Annotated in this window: 16 protein-coding genes; 5 read left to right on the top strand and 11 right to left on the bottom strand. The window is 59.4% G+C overall.

The window, feature by feature from the left end:
* The first annotated feature begins 13 nt into the window (after positions 1-13).
* Positions 14-1,078: an imelysin family protein gene (locus JN403_RS09770; protein WP_205486838.1), complete on the top strand. Its 1,065-nt coding sequence runs from the start codon at positions 14-16 to the stop codon at positions 1,076-1,078.
* Between the two features lies 1 nt (position 1,079).
* Entirely contained in the window at positions 1,080-2,177 is a 1,098-nt protein-coding gene (locus JN403_RS09765) for a DUF1513 domain-containing protein (RefSeq protein ID WP_205486837.1), read from the top strand.
* Positions 2,178-2,226: 49 nt separating this feature from the next.
* Here the strand turns inward: JN403_RS09765 and JN403_RS09760 are convergent, their stop codons facing one another.
* Genes JN403_RS09760 through JN403_RS25420 form a run of 4 tightly spaced genes read right to left on the bottom strand, consistent with a single transcriptional unit; the run spans position 2,227 to position 5,047 of the window.
* Positions 2,227-2,985: a hypothetical protein gene (locus JN403_RS09760; protein ID WP_205486836.1), complete on the bottom strand. Its 759-nt coding sequence runs from the start codon at positions 2,983-2,985 to the stop codon at positions 2,227-2,229.
* A 25-nt stretch (positions 2,986-3,010) separates the two neighbouring features.
* Positions 3,011-3,388 carry a hypothetical protein gene (locus tag JN403_RS25430; protein WP_240356877.1) on the bottom strand — a complete coding sequence of 126 codons (378 nt, stop codon included), beginning with the start codon at positions 3,386-3,388 and terminating at the stop codon, positions 3,011-3,013.
* Positions 3,376-4,227 carry a lipase family protein gene (locus tag JN403_RS25425; protein ID WP_240356875.1) on the bottom strand — a complete coding sequence of 284 codons (852 nt, stop codon included), beginning with the start codon at positions 4,225-4,227 and terminating at the stop codon, positions 3,376-3,378. The genes JN403_RS25430 and JN403_RS25425 overlap by 13 nt, the downstream gene beginning before the upstream one ends.
* 22 nt (positions 4,228-4,249) lie before the next feature.
* Complete coding sequence (locus tag JN403_RS25420; protein WP_240356874.1) at positions 4,250-5,047, bottom strand: hypothetical protein; 798 nt, start codon at positions 5,045-5,047, stop codon at positions 4,250-4,252.
* A gap of 340 nt (positions 5,048-5,387) precedes the next feature.
* Between JN403_RS25420 and JN403_RS09750 the strand changes: the two genes are divergently transcribed.
* Both JN403_RS09750 and JN403_RS09745 read left to right on the top strand, forming a co-directional pair.
* Positions 5,388-6,554, top strand: coding sequence for an efflux RND transporter periplasmic adaptor subunit (locus JN403_RS09750; protein WP_205486835.1), 1,167 nt, complete (start codon positions 5,388-5,390; stop codon positions 6,552-6,554).
* Between the two features lie 14 nt (positions 6,555-6,568).
* Positions 6,569-9,643 carry a multidrug efflux RND transporter permease subunit gene (locus tag JN403_RS09745; RefSeq protein ID WP_205486834.1) on the top strand — a complete coding sequence of 1,025 codons (3,075 nt, stop codon included), beginning with the start codon at positions 6,569-6,571 and terminating at the stop codon, positions 9,641-9,643.
* 76 nt (positions 9,644-9,719) lie between these two features.
* Here the strand turns inward: JN403_RS09745 and JN403_RS09740 are convergent, their stop codons facing one another.
* The 5 genes from JN403_RS09740 to colR form a co-directional block, all read right to left on the bottom strand.
* Entirely contained in the window at positions 9,720-9,947 is a 228-nt protein-coding gene (locus JN403_RS09740; protein WP_108120736.1) for a hypothetical protein, read from the bottom strand.
* Positions 9,944-10,663, bottom strand: coding sequence for a lipopolysaccharide kinase InaA family protein (locus tag JN403_RS09735; RefSeq protein ID WP_122622465.1), 720 nt, complete (start codon positions 10,661-10,663; stop codon positions 9,944-9,946). Before JN403_RS09735 ends, JN403_RS09740 begins: the two co-directional genes overlap by 4 nt.
* A gap of 4 nt (positions 10,664-10,667) precedes the next feature.
* Positions 10,668-11,336 (bottom strand): class I SAM-dependent methyltransferase, encoded by a 669-nt coding sequence (locus tag JN403_RS09730; protein ID WP_205486833.1) that lies wholly within the window; start codon positions 11,334-11,336, stop codon positions 10,668-10,670.
* 161 nt (positions 11,337-11,497) lie between these two features.
* Positions 11,498-12,820, bottom strand: a complete 1,323-nt coding sequence (locus JN403_RS09725) for a HAMP domain-containing sensor histidine kinase (protein WP_122535954.1) — start codon at positions 12,818-12,820, stop codon at positions 11,498-11,500.
* Positions 12,810-13,493 carry a two-component system response regulator ColR gene (gene colR, locus JN403_RS09720; protein WP_037014624.1) on the bottom strand — a complete coding sequence of 228 codons (684 nt, stop codon included), beginning with the start codon at positions 13,491-13,493 and terminating at the stop codon, positions 12,810-12,812. The genes JN403_RS09725 and colR overlap by 11 nt, the downstream gene beginning before the upstream one ends.
* A 235-nt stretch (positions 13,494-13,728) precedes the next feature.
* Between colR and JN403_RS09715 the strand changes: the two genes are divergently transcribed.
* A complete protein-coding gene (locus JN403_RS09715; protein WP_205486832.1) occupies positions 13,729-14,472 on the top strand; it encodes a phosphatase PAP2 family protein in 744 nt (247 codons plus the stop codon).
* Positions 14,473-15,050: 578 nt separating this feature from the next.
* Here the strand turns inward: JN403_RS09715 and groL are convergent.
* Together groL and JN403_RS09705 are read right to left on the bottom strand one after the other, a co-directional pair.
* Positions 15,051-16,694, bottom strand: a complete 1,644-nt coding sequence (groL, locus tag JN403_RS09710) for a chaperonin GroEL (protein ID WP_122535952.1) — start codon at positions 16,692-16,694, stop codon at positions 15,051-15,053.
* A gap of 49 nt (positions 16,695-16,743) precedes the next feature.
* A complete protein-coding gene (locus tag JN403_RS09705; RefSeq protein WP_037014630.1) occupies positions 16,744-17,037 on the bottom strand; it encodes a co-chaperone GroES in 294 nt (97 codons plus the stop codon).
* Between the last annotated feature and the right edge of the window lie 135 nt (positions 17,038-17,172).

The following is a 17,172-nucleotide window of genomic DNA, read 5'->3' as shown; positions in this document are numbered from 1 at the left end:
TAAGGAGTCGGGCATGTTCCGCCCCAAGTTGTTGCTCACCAGCCTCGCCGCACTGGCACTGGGTGCATGCGCGCCGTCGGACCCGCAGGCCGTGACGTCTGCCGCCATCGCCAGTCAGGTCATCCTCCCGACTTACAGCCGGTGGGTCGATGCCGACCGGCAACTGGCGATCAGCGCGCTGTCCTACTGCCAGGGCAAATCTGACCTGGACACCGCCCGCGCCGACTTCCTCCACGCGCAAAAAGCCTGGGCCGAGCTGCAACCGCTGCTCATCGGGCCGCTGGCCGAAGGCAATCGCGCCTGGCAGATTCAGTTCTGGCCGGACAAGAAAAACCTCGTTGGCCGTCAAGTGGAGCAACTGGTCACCGCACAGCCGCAGATCAGCGCTGACGCCCTGGCCAAATCCAGCGTCGTGGTTCAGGGGCTGTCGGCCTATGAATACATCCTGTTCGACGCCGACATCGACATGGCCAACGCCGAGCAGAAAGCTCGCTACTGCCCGCTGCTGATGGCCATCGGCGAGCGTCAGAAGGCGTTGGCAAAAGACATCCTCAACAGCTGGAACAGCAACGACGGCATGCTCGCTCAGCTGAGCAAATTTCCCAATCAGCGTTACGCCGATTCCCATGAAGCCATTGCCGAGTTGCTGCGCGTGCAAGTGACCGCGCTGGACTCGTTGAAGAAAAAGCTCGGCACCCCGCTGGGCCGTGGCACCAAGGGCGTGCCGCAGCCGTTTCAGGCGGAAGCGTGGCGCAGCAAGGCGTCGCTCAGCAGCTTGCAGGCGAGTCTGGCCAGTGCGCAGACTGTTTGGGCCGGCGTCGACAACAAGGGTTTGCGCGGGCTGTTGCCCAAGGAGCAGAAGCCTCTGGCCGACAAGATCGACGCTGCCTACGCCGAGAGCAATCGACAGTTGGCCGCGCTGAAACCGCCGCTCGGGGATCTGCTGGCCACCGAAGCAGGCCGCCAGCAGCTCAACGCTTTCTACGACAGCCTCAACGTGGTCCATCGCCTGCACGAAGGCGAACTGGCGAAGGCGCTGGGCATTCAACTGGGCTTCAACGCCAATGATGGTGACTGATATGTTGCGACGTCAGGCTCTGGGTCTGGGCAGCCTGCTGCTCAGCGCCGTCACGTTTGGCGGCTGGACGCTATTCGCCAAAAAAGGCGAGAGCCCGCTGTTGTTGTCCGCGCGGGACGACGGCAACGGCCAGCACTTCGCTGTGGGTTATCGCGTCGACGGCACGCAAGTGTTTGCCACCGCTGTTGCCCAGCGCTGTCACGACATCATCAATCACCCGAACCTGCCGATCGCGCTGTTCGTCGCGCGCCGGCCGGGGACCGAGAGTTACCTGATCGACCTGCGCGACGGTCGTCTGCTGCAAACCATCACCTCGCAACCCCACCGACATTTCTATGGCCACGCGGTCATTCACAAAGACGGCGAATGGCTATACGCCACTGAAAACGACACGACAGAACCGGGCCGAGGGCTGTTGGGCGTGTATCGATTCGTTGATGAGCGGCTGCAACGCACCGGTGAAATTTCCACCCATGGCGTAGGACCGCATCAAGTGTCATGGATGCCGGATGGCGAGACCTTCGCAGTCGCCAACGGCGGCATTCGCACCGAGGCCGAGAGCCGCGTCGAAATGAATCTCGATGCCATGGAACCGAGCTTGGTGCTGATGCAGCGCGACGGCACGCTGCTGAGCAAAGAGTCGTTGTCGCAGCAGATGAACAGCGTGCGGCATATGGCGATCGCCAGCGACGGCACCATCGTGGCGGGGCAGCAGTTCATGGGGCCTTCCCACGAGTCCGCCGAGCTGCTCGCCATCAAGCGACCAGGACAGCCATTTCAGGCGTTCCCGGTGGCCGAGCAACAGCTGCAGGCGATGGCGCATTACACCGCCAGCGTTGCCATTCACAACGACCTGCGGCTGGTAGCGCTGACCGCGCCGAGGGGCAACCGCTTCTTCATCTGGGACCTGGACAGCGGCGCGCTGAAGCTCGACGCACCGCTGCCTGATTGCGCCGGGGTGGGCGCCGTGGCGGACGGCTTCGTCGTCACCTCAGGCCAGGGCCGCTGCCGATTCTATGATTGCCGCGAGACAGCGCTGGTCGCCAAGCCGCTGGAGCTGCCAGCGGGGTTGTGGGACAACCATTTGCATTTGGTTTGATTGGGGATATGCGGCGGCCAGGCGGCGGCTGTGCAATGAGAAACCTTATTCATTTGCCGTCGCCCCCCAGGCGAACCTTCTGCATCTTTTCAAAGTCAGGCACCGCTCGCCCGTCGAACTGCTTCGTTCCATCGGGATAAACGAAAGTGATGTAATCACCCCTTTTGTGTTTTTTGGGCTCCGCCGATCGCACCACATAGTCTCTATGCAGTACGGGCTCGAAATATATGTTTCGAGCTTGACGTGCCTCGTAGGTAAACGTCCCTCCGTCCTCATCGGCAAGCATGGCCCACTTCTGATGCCCCCGAATGTAACTTTCGTGTATCCATGGATAGTAATCTTTCACAACATTCAGATCAGGCCCCTCTGCCGTCCAGGAATAGCCCGTTTGAAGTTGAGGATTATTGTGATCGAACACCACAATGATGTTCCCACCTGCCCCCTCTATTACGTCCTCCCCCAAGACATTGGGCACAGGGTACGAAACGCCGAACCTTACGTTGCTTAAATGCCACTCGCATGGACCACCACCGTCAACAAATAACTGTGCGGTAAAGGTATCGTCATTTCCTGCACGCTTGAGCTCCATCTCATACCCGTTGTATCCATCGAGCGGTTCGGGACGCCCGTTACTGTCGGGCGTAATGCGTTTACAGATTGAGGACCGGTACATGACATGCATTGAGTCAGTTATCAGGTCCTTAGGCACCTTGACCGTAATAGTCACCTTCTCGCCTCCCGGGGTGGGAGAAAAGCTGAGGTCTTTCGCGCAGCCACCCACGGAACCGAATATCAGAAGACAGGCCACGGTAGTTCTTGAACATGAAGCAAAACTAAACATTCCATGCCCCTGATGTACTGACACTCGCATCAAGACGCAACAAAGCTTCGGGGCCGCCTTTTGCTTGCCGTGTCACTTCCAGTGCAGCACAGACTTCTTCATGCATCACAAGAAACAGACGATTGCGTTCTAGCTCATCTTCTGGAGCAGTGCTGCCGTGATTAACCATCTGATCCTTGAAGCGCTTGATCCTGGACTGTGCGGCGAGAGGAGGCTCACGATCAGGTTTAATAGCGGCAAGCAAGCGGCGGGTGATATGCGCCATATACTCGCCCATCATGTGGTTACCGATGCCCAGCAGCCCTCCCGGCTTGACGTTTTTATAGGGTGGGAACAATCGCGCACGCGCATCTGGTTTCAGGCTGCCCATAAAACGGCGTTGCGATTGCTCACTTTTTTATTTTCTATCTTGTTGAGACTTGGCACCAGGTACAGGTTAGGCCGCTCGCGCAGCCGGGTTTTTACGGTGTTGTAATAGGGTGCCCCAAGACCATCCTTGCTACCTTGCGCCGCATAGTCAGAGCCGCGACTCTGCATGTGCTGCTCTACCCGGTATAGCATGGCGAGTTCCCCGTGATGGGCGTAAGGATCACCAAATTCTATAAGGTTGTTGGCGAGGGCTTGACCCATTGACCAGGCGAAACCCAACGTCGTGCCTAAGGGGCCATACAAGTCATAGAGGTAGTTGTCGAGGTCAGCTTCAGGCGGCACGCTGGGAATCGTGTCGGTATCATTCACGTGACGATAGTGGTCCACCTCCGCTAACCCCTTGATCGCAGCGAGGGTAAACGTGCGAGGCATGCCGTAGGTGTACAGAAGTGGGCTGCTGTCCTTCAGTGTGGCTGCATGTATTAGCCCTAGAGCGCCACCCAGACTATGGCCGCAAATGAATAAGTCCCTACCGGCACTTCTGGCAGGAAGTAATTTATCGAAGTGCTCACTGAATAGATTCTGAGCAACTGCAAAGGCTCTTCGAAACCCTAAATGAACTCGGCCCTCAAGTCCCAAGTCTGTGCACGGTTCCTTTGGAACACAGGCTTCTTTTAGCCCAGGCTGGACAGGTCGAAAGGTAAGGTCGGTGGCAACGTCAGGAGCGTGAATGCGATCAAAATCAGTCCCTCGCCAAGCCACCAGCATGTGGGTAGCGTTGCGGACGTAGAAGAGTTGAGTATCGCCCTGAGGAATGGCTACTTTGGTACTGTTCAACACTTCGCAAGGCTCGTATCGGTCATCAAAAGGGACGTCGGCGACGACACAGGGCCAGTTCTTCCCCCATCCCAAACCCGCGGCGTTCGTGACATGTCCAGACACTGCCGCGCAAAAACTCTGCAGGGGCGCCATGCCGCGTTTTGTCCTCATTGCTGTACGACAGAATGCTCATCAGCCCCAGGTTGTAGGCATTTGCCAAGCTGTACCTTTTCTGCTGATGCAGCACCAGTGACCACGCCCGAAACGGGCAGACCTCTAATACATGCCGTCGGTCGAGAGCGTCGTAAGGCGCGGTGAAACCCGAGAAGCTTGCATCTGGAAAATGGTAAGCAGGCATTGGCTTGCGCTTCGACAATTCAGGCCTGACAACCGGCAGCCCATCGCACAACTGCCCGATTCGCAGGTAGTGGTAATCATGGCCTTGCTCATGCGCTGTCTTTTCAACAGGCGAACAACCTGAACGCTGCTCGCCATACAGCGGCGTGCTCTCACCGAACCCGGGCCTGTCGGGCTCTGGGCGCACAGCTCGCAAACGCCTTTGTTGCAGCACCTGAGCCAACGGCGTTGCCGGCATCAGCAAGGTCATGTCGAGTGGGTAAAGATCCTCAAGCCGAATAACACCTTCGGCATCGGTGATACCTGTGTATTCGGAAACGCATCCATCCCGCACCGCCTGATTGACGGCACGCCACGGCAGATTGGCCAATGGCTTGCCGAGTTCGTCCACCAGTTGAAATTCAACCCAGTGTTTTTTTTGCGGGCCGGCGGTCACGGCCTTGTAGGTGCAAAATATATCGGTTTGGTGCTGTCTGTCGCTCACGACGGATCCTTCCTCGTTGAAAGTATGAAGTTGCTTCGGGTAGTCGTGCATCGCGGCAGGCGGCAAGTCCGCTGCGCGCCAAAGCGGGCGAAGATGCGTGGTTTGAAAGTGCGATTCCATAGGGAAAACACGAAGGGGACGCGTCCTAACGAAGATCCGGAATCGCCCTACACGAATCCAGATTCAGGGCACTGCGCTCGTCAGCGACGCTGTCGGAGCGAGATGACGCGCTCCTACAGTTCGCGCGAGCCCCCTCGAAATCCATCACCGCCACTGGCAACTAAACCCCGACACGACTAACGTGCTCGCCTGATTCGTCGGTTTTCCAAGGAAGTGGAATATGTTGCGTCGCCGCATGTTGATCATGTTGGGCATTGTCCTGATCGTGGTGCTGGCCTTGGGTGGGTACAAGGCGTTTTCGGTCTATCAGCAGATACAGCAATTCACGGCGCCGAAGCCACCTATCAATGTGGCGGTGGCCGTGGTTGCGGAGCGCCCGTGGCAGAATCGTCTGCCTGCCATCGGCACGCTCAAGGCCTTCCAGGGCGTTGACCTGTCGCTGGAAATCGCAGGCACGGTCAAGGCCGTGCAGTTCGAATCCGGCCAGAAGGTCAAGGTGGGTCAGCCGCTCCTGCAGCTCGACAGCGATGTGGAAAAGGCCCTGCTCGGCACCGCCGAAGCAGACCTCGGTCTGGCACAGGTGGAATACGGCCGCGGCAGCAAACTGGTGGGCGAATCCGCCATCTCCCGCGGCGACTTCGACAAGCTCGCCGCCACCCAGAAGAAAGCCGCTGCCACCGTCGCACAACTGAACGCCTCCCTGGCTAAGAAGCGCATCCTCGCGCCCTTCAGCGGCACCATCGGCATTCGTCAGGTTGACGTGGGCGACTACCTTGCCAGCGGCACAGTGATCGCCACCCTTCAGGACTTGACCAGCCTGTACGCCGACTTCTTCGTGCCGGAGCAGATGCTGCCGAAACTGGCCCTCGGCCAAGAGGTGCAGGTGAGCGTCGCGGCCTATCCCGAACGCGTCTTCACTGCACGCATCAGCGCCATCAACCCCAAGGTCGAAGACACCACCCGCAATGTGCTGATTCGCGCCACCCTGCCCAACCCCGACAGTCAGCTGCTGCCCGGTATGTTCACCAGCCTGCAAGTGCTGCTCGGGCAGGACACGCCGCAGTTGGTGCTGCCGGAAAGCACCATCACTTACACGCTGTACGGCAATTCGGTGTACGTCGTCGTGCCGAAAAAGACCGCCGACGGCCAGCCGGAAAACAACAGCAAGGGTGAGCCTCAGCTCATGGTCGAGCGGCGCTTCGTCGAAACCGGCGAGCGTCGCGGCGGCCTGGTGATCATCAGCAAAGGATTAAAAGCCGGCGAACAGGTCGTCACCGGCGGCCAGCTCAAACTGGATAACGGCGCCGCCGTCGCCATCGTGGTCGACCCGCCAACTCCGTCGCACGCCACCCCGGCAGCGCAGAACAGCCAGCCCAAAGCGGACTGATCAAGGAATCGATCATGGCCTTTACAGACCCGTTCATCCGTCGCCCGGTGCTTGCCAGCGTGATCAGCCTGTTGATCGTGCTGCTGGGTTTTCAGGCGTTCAGCAAGCTGACCATCCGCCAGTACCCGCAGATGGAAAACGCGCTGATCACCGTGACCACGGCTTACCCCGGCGCCAACGCCGAGACCATTCAGGGCTATATCACCCAGCCGCTGCAGCAAAGTCTGGCGAGCGCCGAAGGCATCGACTACATGACCTCGGTCAGTCGGCAGAACTTCTCGGTCATTTCCATCTATGCGCGCATCGGCTCCAACAGCGACCGTCTCTACACCGAACTGCTGGCCAAGGCCAACGAAGTCAAGAACAAGCTGCCCCAGGACGCCGAAGACCCGGTCCTGAGCAAGGAGGCCGCCGACGCCTCGGCGCTGATGTACATCAGCTTCTACAGCGCCGAGCTGAGCAACCCCCAGATCACCGATTACCTGTCCCGGGTCATTCAGCCAAAGCTGGCGACGCTGCCAGGCATGGCCGAAGCGGAGATTCTGGGCAATCAGGTGTTCGCCATGCGCCTGTGGCTCGACCCGATCAAACTCGCCGGTTTCGGCCTGACCGCCAACGACGTCACCGAAGCGGTGCGCAAGTACAACTTCCTGTCCGCTGCGGGTGAGGTAAAGGGCGAGTACGTGGTCACCAGCGTCAACGCCAGCACCGACCTGAAATCCCCTGAGACCTTCGCGGCGATTCCGCTCAAGACCGTCGGCGACAGCCGCGTACTGCTGGGTGATGTGGCCCGGGTGGAGATGGGCGCCGAGAACTACGACACGGTCAGCTCGTTCGACGGCACGCCGTCGGTGTACATCGGCATCAAGGGTACGCCCAGTTCGAACCCGCTGGACGTGATCAAGGAAGTGCGGCGCATCCTGCCGGAGCTGGAAGCCCAATTACCGCCGAGCCTCAAAGCGTCCATCGCCTACGACGCCACGCTGTTCATTCAGGCCTCGATCCATGAAGTGGTGAAAACCCTGATCGAAGCGGTGCTCATCGTCATCGTGGTGGTGTTCCTGTTCCTGGGCGCCCTGCGTTCGGTGCTGATCCCGGTGATCACCATCCCGCTGTCGATGATCGGCGTGCTGTTTTTCATGCAGCTGATGGGGTATTCGATCAATTTGCTGACGCTGCTGGCGATGGTGCTGGCCATCGGCTTGGTGGTCGACGACGCCATCGTGGTGGTGGAGAACATTCACCGGCACATCGAAGAAGGCAAGACGCCCTTCGATGCGGCCATCGAGGGCGCTCGCGAGATCGCCATGCCCGTGGTATCGATGACCATCACCCTGGCAGCGGTGTATGCACCCATCGGTTTTCTGGAGGGACTGACCGGCGCGCTGTTCAAGGAGTTCGCGCTGACGCTGGCGGGTGCGGTGGTGATTTCCGGGATCGTCGCGCTGACCCTGTCGCCGATGATGTGCGCCGTGCTCCTGCGTCGGGAAGAGAATCCCAGCGGCCTGGCGCACAAACTTGATCACGCCTTCGAAAGCCTGAAGGTCCGCTACCAGCGCGTCCTTCACGGCACGCTGAATACGCGGCCGGTGGTCATCGTGTTCGCCATACTGGTGCTCTGTTTGATTCCAGTGTTTCTAAAGCTCAGCCAGTCGCAACTGGCGCCGGACGAGGACCAGGGCATCATCTTCATGATGGCGACGGCGCCGCAGCCGACCAACCTCGACTACATGAACACATACACCGACCAGTTCATCAGCATTTTCAAAGCGTTCCCGGAGTATTACTCCTCGTTCCAGATTAACGGTTTCAATGGCGTGCAGACCGGCGTCGGCGGGTTCTTGCTCAAGCCATGGGACGAGCGCAGCCGCACGCAAATGGAGCTGTTGCCCGAAGTGCAAGCCAAGCTCAACGGTATTACCGGGCTGCAGATCTTCGGCTTCAACCTGCCGTCGTTGCCCGGCACCGGCGAAGGGCTGCCGTTTCAGTTCGTGATCAATACACCGGGTGACTACGCCGCGCTGCTGGAGGTGACGGATCGCATCAAGAAACGCGCCGCCGACTCGGGCAAGTTCGCGTTTCTGGACGTTGACCTGGCGTTCGACAAGCCGGAAGTGGTGGTCGACATCGACCGCGCCAAAGCCGCGCAGATGGGCGTGTCGATGCAGGACCTGGGCGGCAGCCTGGCGACGTTGCTCGGGGAGGCGGAAATCAACCGCTTTACCATCGACGGCCGCAGCTACAAGGTGATCGCGCAGGTTGAACGGGCCTACCGAGACAACCCGGCCTGGCTCTCGAATTACTACGTCAAGAACGCCGACGGCAAGATGCTGCCGTTGTCGACGCTGATTACTGTCAGCGATCGGGCCAGGCCGCGGCAGCTCAATCAGTTCCAGCAGCTCAACTCGGCGATCATCTCCGGTTTCCCGCTGGTGAGTCAGGCCGAAGCGATCGAGTTGGTGAGACAGATCGCGATCGAAGAATCACCGCCAGGTTTCGCCTACGACTACGCCGGCGCATCTCGCCAGTACGTGCAGGAAGGCAATGCGTTGTGGGTCACGTTCGGACTGGCCCTGGCAATCATTTTTCTAGTGCTGGCGGCACAGTTCGAGAGCTTCCGCGATCCGCTGGTGATTCTTGTCACCGTGCCGCTGTCGATCTGCGGCGCGCTGATTCCGCTGTTCCTCGGCATCTCGTCGCTGAATATCTATACCCAGGTGGGTCTGGTCACGCTGATCGGGTTAATCAGCAAACACGGCATTCTGATCGTCGAATTCGCCAACCAGCTACGCCGCGACAAAGGCCTGACGGCGCGGCAAGCGGTCGAAGAAGCGGCGGCAATTCGCTTGCGGCCCGTACTGATGACCACAGCGGCGATGGTGTTCGGCATGGTGCCGCTGATCCTGGCGACCGGCGCGGGGGCGGTCAGCCGGTTCGACATCGGTCTGGTGATTGCCACAGGGATGTCGGTGGGGACGTTGTTCACGCTCTTTGTATTACCGTGCGTGTATACGCTGCTGGCGCGGCGCGATGAGGCGCAGCATGACTACAACGACCATGCAAGTCCCGACAGGACTGCCGGTACCTGACATAAGAAAATAACCACACGCCCACAAAAAAGGCCCTGATTTTTCGGGGCCTTTTGGTTAACGCAACAGGAAGGAGTCAGCCTTGCGGTCCACTCCCCTGGGCCAGGCCGAACATCAATAAAAGTAGATCGTGATCAGGTCGGGCCGTGTCAGACATCTTGGCCACTCGTGGCAGCGGGCAATGGCCTTCGCCATGCACTGCACTCAAAATCTTCGGACCGGGCTGATCCCAGGCAGCCAAAGCGATGGAAGTCACCCCCAACGCCCCAACCAAAAACAAACCTCGCGCCATTTCTAACTTCATCGCTGTAAACCTTTGATGGGCCTGCCAAACGCGGTCTCGTAAAAATAGACCAGCTTGCTCCAGTCCGCAGGCTGAAACGACGAATGGCGACGAAGCTGTTTCATGTCGTGCTGAGCGGCGGCATAAGACGTCAGGCGCTGACGGCACTTCTCGAGATCCAGCAGCGCGACCTCAGCCTTGGCGTTGGCGCCCTCGCCTACAACGCGAACAAAGACGTGCTTGATGTAGATGCAGCTGTGCTGCCAGCGACCCTTGTGCATGCGGGCCAGGTTGTTGGCGATTTCCTGAAGCATCTGCTCGTACACCACTTCGCCGTATTGTTCGCGACCGCCTGCACGCAGCCAGTTTTCGAACTCGTCGAAGCCGTCCAGCGAGGCTGTGACCAGCAACGCTCGCCACTCGTTGTTCTCGTCACGCTCGGCACCACAGAACACCATGCGCGGCACATTGACGTCGAGCTGGCGGAGGCCTTCGAGGGCATCGCGCTCACGCAGAACGGTCGGGCGACCGAAAGGGTGCAACCAGCTGCGGTAGATATGGCCTGTCTGGCGCTTCACATACAGCAGCCGACCGTTTTCCGAGACGACACGCTGCACGCCACTTTCACCGCCACGGCGCACGTTGGGTTCTTCGACCCATTCGCCTCGCGTGTTCCAGAAATAGGCGAAGCGGTCCTTGGCGGGAACGGCTAACTCTGTTGCGAAATCCACGGCCATCCTGTTACCTCTTACGTAATAGATACACACGCCACATGGCGTACATCGGCAGGAAATCCAGGCGCTCCTGAATCCGAAACCCTGCCTGTTCAAATTCGGCTTCCACGATCGCAACCGGCAGCACGAAGCGGTTCTGGTAATCACGTTGCGGCCTTGATTTTTCAGCGTGTCTGCGCTTCCAGGCCTTGAAATTGCCATCCACCCAGAGCGACACGATCACGCTATCCCGGCTCACCCGGTGAAACTCTTTCAGCAACACGGCGCGGTCTTCAGCCTTGCCGATGTGGTGCATCAGGCGCATGCAGAAGATGCTGTCGACAGCGTTGTCCGGCATCTCGATCGCAAAGGCCGAGGTCTGCAATGGCTGGACGCGTTTGACGATTTCCGCAGGTTGCGATTCGCAGGCGATCTTGACCATCGACGCCGAATTGTCCGCCCCGATAATCACCCGGTTGGCTTTTTCGGCCAGTACCGGCCAGAAACGTCCGGCGCCACAGGGCAGGTCCAGCACCAGGCCCGGTTCGCCCGCCAACGCCAGCGCGCGACGCGCCAGTTGTTTATCCCGGCGATCCGACAAGCGTCTTGCCAGTCCGTCGTTATGTTTGCGTAGATACCTTTTAGCGTGTTCGTCGTCGTATTTGCGTGAAAAATCCAGCTCGATCCGCTTGCTCATGGCTGCCTCTCCTTTGATGAGAGGGCCAAACTAAGCAGCGGAGCGTCACGCTCAGGTCAGATGAATGTGAAAAAAGCGTCCGAAAAAGTGAACAAATGTTACGAGATTATTCAAGGACTTAGGGCCAGCATACGGCCATGTCCAGGTCCATTTCAGCACCTTTACACAGGCTGTACATTTGTCGACGGCAACCGCATGGGGTCTTTGCCAGGGCGCAAACCCATGTCTACGCTGAACCGGCAGCCGTTTGGCTCCATGGTGTCCAGGCTGACCGACCACCCCTGGTTTTCGCAGATGCGCTGCACCAACGACAGTCCCAGCCCCAGACCTTCGCCCCGTTGCTCGGTGCCGCGCACGAATGGCTGAAACATCGCCTCACGTTTTTCTTCCGGAATGCCCACGCCGGAATCCTCAACCATGAACCCGCCTTCGCGCAGCGTCAGGCGAATAAAGCCGGTCTCGGTGTAGTGCAGCGCGTTGCGCAGCAGATTGCCCATCACGGCGTAAAGAAAGGTCGCGTTGTAAGCCGTTTCGGAAGGCTCACCGGGCAAGTATTCCAGGGTCAGGCCTTTGCGTTCGATCGGTTCGCGCCACAGGCTGATCAGCTGTTGGGCAGCGCCGTGCAGGGTCAGCTGTGGATAAAGCGCCAGGTCATCGCGCTGGGTGCGGGCGAGCATCAGGAAGGTCTGCACCAGATCACGCATTTCTTCGCACGCCCTCGCCACGCGCTCGACCTGGGCCCGTGCGCGTTGGTCAAGCGCCGGGTTTTCCAGCAGCAGCTCACAGGAACTCGCCAGCACCATCAACGGCGTGCGCAGTTCGTGGCTGACATCACTGGTGAACATCCGCTCGCGGGTCAGCGCGTCACGGAGACGGCCCAGCGTGGCGTCAAAGGCCACCGCCAGCTCACCCACTTCGTCGGCGGCGTAGTCGGGGGCCAGGGGCGGCGCGAGGCCGAGCAACTGATCGCGATGACGCACCTGTCGCGCCAGCCGTACCACCGGCGCCATCACCCGACGCGCCAGTATCCAGCCGAGGAAAATCGCCAGCGCCAATGCCAGCACAAAGCCCACCAGCACGACGGCGAACAGCACGCGCTCACGCTCTTCGAAATCGCTTTGATCCTGGAGCAAGACATAGTGGCGACCGTCGACGATCTCAACCATGGCGTGGTACGACAAAGGCCCGCGAAACACTTCGTGAAAGCCCGGTTCAAGATGCCGCAGGTCCTTTGGCAGCTCGAAATCCCCCGGACCGCCGCTGAAGTAAAACAGCTGATCCGGCTCCGGGCGGTGGTTCCAGTCGTTGACGCTGTCCATCAGCAGCAGGCGCGTCAGGTCGCCGCCCAGTCCTGCCGAAATCAGCTTTTCTTCGACCAGGTGCACCGTCGCGACGATGCCCATCGCGAAGCACCCGGCAACCAACGCGCTCATCAGCGCAAAGGCAATGATGATCCGTTGGGCGAGGCTCTGCTTAAACTCCATCACGCCCCTCGGCGAGGCGGTATCCGACACCATGGACGGTCTGCAACAGTGGCTTGGCGAATGGTTTGTCGATGACTTGGCGCAACTGGTGAACATGGCTGCGCAAGCTGTCGCTGTCCGGGCAATCATCGCCCCACAGCGCCTCTTCCAGCACTTCCCGACGCAGGACGTGAGGGCTCTTTTGCATCAACACTGCGAGCAACTTAAGCCCAACCGGGTTGAGCTTGAGCAGGCGCCCTTCACGTGTCACTTCCAGCGTGTCGAGGTCGTAGATCAGATCGGCGACCTGCAAGGTACGGCGCCCGCCACCCTGGGCACGCCGCAGCACCGCTTCAATACGCGCCGCCAGTTCCGATAGCGCGAACGGCTTGAGCAGGTAGTCGTCGGCGCCGGAGCGAAACCCCTGGAGCCGGTCGTCAAGCTGGTCGCGTGCGGTGAGCATGATCACCGGCGTGTCGCGACGTGCGTCTTCACGCAGGCGCTTGCACAGGGTGTAGCCGTCGATGCCGGGCAGCATGATATCGAGCACGATCAAGTCGTAATGCTCGGTGGCCGCCAGGTGCAGGCCGGACAGACCGTCTTGCGCGCAGTCAACGGTATAACCCTTCAAACCGAGGTAATCGGCGAGGTTTGCCAGGATGTCGCGGTTGTCTTCAACCAGCAGAATTCTCATGGCGCGTGTCTCCCTATGCGGTGTGGCGAGACCCGGGACACGGCGTGGGATGCCGCTCAACAAGGTCTGAGTTGGCGGCAGCTTACGGCGATGCGCGCTCGAGGGCCAGCACCGCCGTGCATAACGTTTTTTTCACTCGCGGTTCACGGCGCCGCGACAGCATTCTGCTCAGACTTCGCACCGCTCTGGCTCAATACGCCCCCGCTCTCCCCTCGCCCACTACACGGGATTCGCCATGTCACACGCACTTGAACGGCCCGCTTCACGTCCGATCAACTTTTGGGTTTACCTGGGCATCCCGGCGGTGACCGCTGTCGTTCTGATATTGCTTGAATTGACTTCGCTGGACATGGACATCGCGAAACTGGCCTACGACCCAGCGGCGGGCGAATTCATCGGGCGGCACAGTTTCTTCCTTGAAGACGTCCTGCACGACCGCGCCAAACAGGCCGTGATCGCCATCGGGGTGTTGTCCTTTGCCAGTTTCATCGCCTCGTTCTTCGTCAGCCTGCTCAAACCCTGGAAACGTGAACTGGGCTGCATGGTGCTGTCGATGGCGTTATCGACCAGCTTCGTGACGCCGGTGAAAGTCGTGACATCGGTGCAATGTCCGTGGAGCCTGAAAGAGTTCGGCGGCCAGGAAACCTACAGCGAACTCCTCAGCCCCCGGCCCCCAACCGACAAACCCGGCCGCTGCTGGCCCGGCGGTCATGCCGCGACCGGCTTCACACTCTTCGCCCTGTTCTTCGTCTTCCGCGACCGCAAACCCCGCCTCGCCAAAGCCGGCCTGATCTTCGCGGCAGGATTGGGCACCGTCTTCTCCATCGGCCGAATGCTTCAAGGGGCGCACTTCTTCTCCCACAATATCTGGACAGCTGTGTTTTGCTGGCTGTTGTGTTTGGGGGCGTATTACTTCGTGCTGTACCGACCGGCGAAGAAGAAGGATGTGGTGGTGAATGGAGAAGTCGTTTCGGGGTGATGGCTCGACCGGGGACAGATTAATTTACGGAAAAGCGCTGTAAATAAATCAGTCCCCTTTAAATCCACAAGCTGGCCTCTTCCCGGCTAAAGCCGGTCCTACAAGGAGACCGCGTGCATCCCGTGGGATTGCCTCTGCCTGTAGGACCGGCTTTAGCCGGGAAGCCGTTGATCTGCATCTGCCTTTGATCTGCTTTTGATCTTCGTACACAGGAGGTCCAGTCACCGCCAAACGCGACTTGGGTGCAGGCTGAACGCAGGTCTCGTGGAGTGGGCCGAGCCGCATGGATGCGGCGAGAGCGCCGTCAGGGCATGGATGCCCGTTCGGCGCGGGCCCACGGAGCGAGACCGGAGTGAAGGAACCCCGAGGTACGAGGGGCCAAACCAGGAGCAAGCACCCTTGGTTACTTGGGGTGCTTTTCCAAGTAACTCGCCGAAGGCGAAATGTCTGCCGTTAGGCAGACCCCCATCAGCATCACCGCGCATTTCCCGGCTGAAGCCGGTCCCACTGAAGAAAGAAAAGCACCCATAAAAAAACCCCGCCTAAGCGGGGTTTTTCTACATCGGGGTACGGCTGGCTTACATCATGCCGCCCATACCACCCATGCCGCCCATGTCAGGCATACCGCCACCCGCAGCCTTCTCATCAGCCACATCAGCAATCATCGCCTCAGTGGTGATCATCAGACTGGCGATCGACGAAGCAGCCTGCAGAGCAGAGCGAGTCACCTTGGCCGGATCGAGAATACCCATCTCGATCATGTCGCCGTACTCGCCGCTCGCAGCGTTGTAACCGTAGTTACCGGTACCCTGCTTGACCTTGTCGACCACAACGCTAGGCTCGTCGCCCGAGTTAGCCACGATCTGACGCAGAGGTGCTTCAACAGCACGACGCAGCAGCGCGATACCGACGTTCTGATCAGCATTGTCGCCACGCAGTTCGGAAATCGCCTGCAGCGAACGAACCAGCGCAACACCACCGCCAGGCACCACGCCTTCTTCAACGGCTGCACGGGTTGCGTGCAGGGCGTCTTCAACGCGGGCTTTCTTCTCTTTCATTTCAACTTCGGAACCAGCACCGACCTTGATCACTGCAACGCCGCCCGACAGCTTGGCCAGACGCTCTTGCAGCTTCTCTTTGTCGTAGTCCGAAGACGTGTCGCCGATCTGCTGACGGATCTGCGCGATACGACCGTCGATGTCGCCACGAACGCCGGCACCGTCGATGATTGTGGTGTTTTCTTTGTTCAGCACAACGCGCTTGGCGTTACCCAGGTGTTCCAGGGTAGCGGTTTCCAGGCTCAGGCCGATCTCTTCCGAAATAACGGTACCGCCCGTCAGAACAGCGATGTCCTGCAGCATGGCCTTGCGACGGTCGCCGAAGCCAGGGGCCTTGACCGCTGCAACTTTAACGATGCCGCGCATGTTGTTCACGACCAGAGTCGCCAGCGCTTCGCCTTCAACGTCTTCAGCGACGATCAGCAGAGGACGGCCAGCTTTCGCAACGGCTTCCAGAACAGGCAGCATTTCGCGAATGTTGGAGATCTTCTTGTCAACCAGCAGCAACAGCGGGCTGTCCAGCTCGGCAACCATGGTGTCCGGCTTGTTGATGAAGTACGGGGACAGGTAACCACGGTCAAACTGCATGCCTTCAACAACAGACAGCTCGTTTTCCAGACCCGAACCTTCTTCAACGGTGATAACGCCGTCTTTGGTTACACGGTCCATTGCTTCGGCAATGATGTCGCCGATGGAGTTGTCGGAGTTCGCCGAGATAGTACCGACCTGGGCAATGGCCTTGGAGTCGGTGCAAGGCTTGGACAGCTTCTTCAGCTCGGCAACAATGGCGATGGTCGCCTTGTCGATGCCGCGCTTCAGGTCCATCGGGTTCATGCCGGCAGCGACGGCTTTCAGGCCTTCGTTGACGATGGCTTGAGCCAGAACGGTAGCCGTGGTGGTGCCGTCGCCAGCATCATCGTTTGCACGGGAAGCAACGTCTTTGACCAGCTGCGCGCCCATGTTTTCAAAACGGTCTTTCAGCTCGATTTCTTTGGCTACGGACACACCGTCTTTGGTGATCAGCGGAGCGCCGAAGCTTTTTTCGATGATGACGTTACGGCCTTTTGGGCCCAGGGTTGCTTTTACTGCGTCGGCCAGGACGTTGACACCAGCCAGCATTTTTTTACGGCCAGCATCGCCGAACTTAACTTCTTTAGCAGCCATGATCGTTATTCCTTAAATACTTTGTAGTAACGGGAAATGGGGTATCAACTCAGCCTTCGACGACCGCGAGGATTTCGTTCTCGCTCATCACCAGCAGGTCTTCGCCGTCTACTTTCACAGTGTTGCTGCCGGAGTAAGGGCCAAACACCACTTTGTCACCCACTTTCACGGCCAGCGCGCGTACTTCGCCGTTGTCCAGGATGCGACCGTTACCGACGGCGAGGATTTCGCCACGGTTAGGTTTTTCAGCAGCCGAACCAGGCAGCACGATACCGCCAGCAGTTTTTGTTTCTTCTTCGCTGCGACGGATTACGACGCGGTCATGCAGAGGACGAAGCTTCATTGTCGATCTCCTAATTATGGTTTTTAAACGCCCGGTGCGGACACCGGCGGGTTAAAACATCCGGGCTTGCCGGTTACGGTTCGCGAGCGAACCGCAGAATACGGTCTGACGAAACGCGCCAGAAACCTTGCGGTG

The sequence above is a fragment of the Pseudomonas sp. 15A4 genome (assembly GCF_016925575.1).
Classification (GTDB): Bacteria; Pseudomonadota; Gammaproteobacteria; order Pseudomonadales; family Pseudomonadaceae; genus Aquipseudomonas.
The sequence above is the reverse complement of the archived record's forward strand: the minus strand, read 5'-3'. Positions and strand labels throughout refer to the sequence as shown.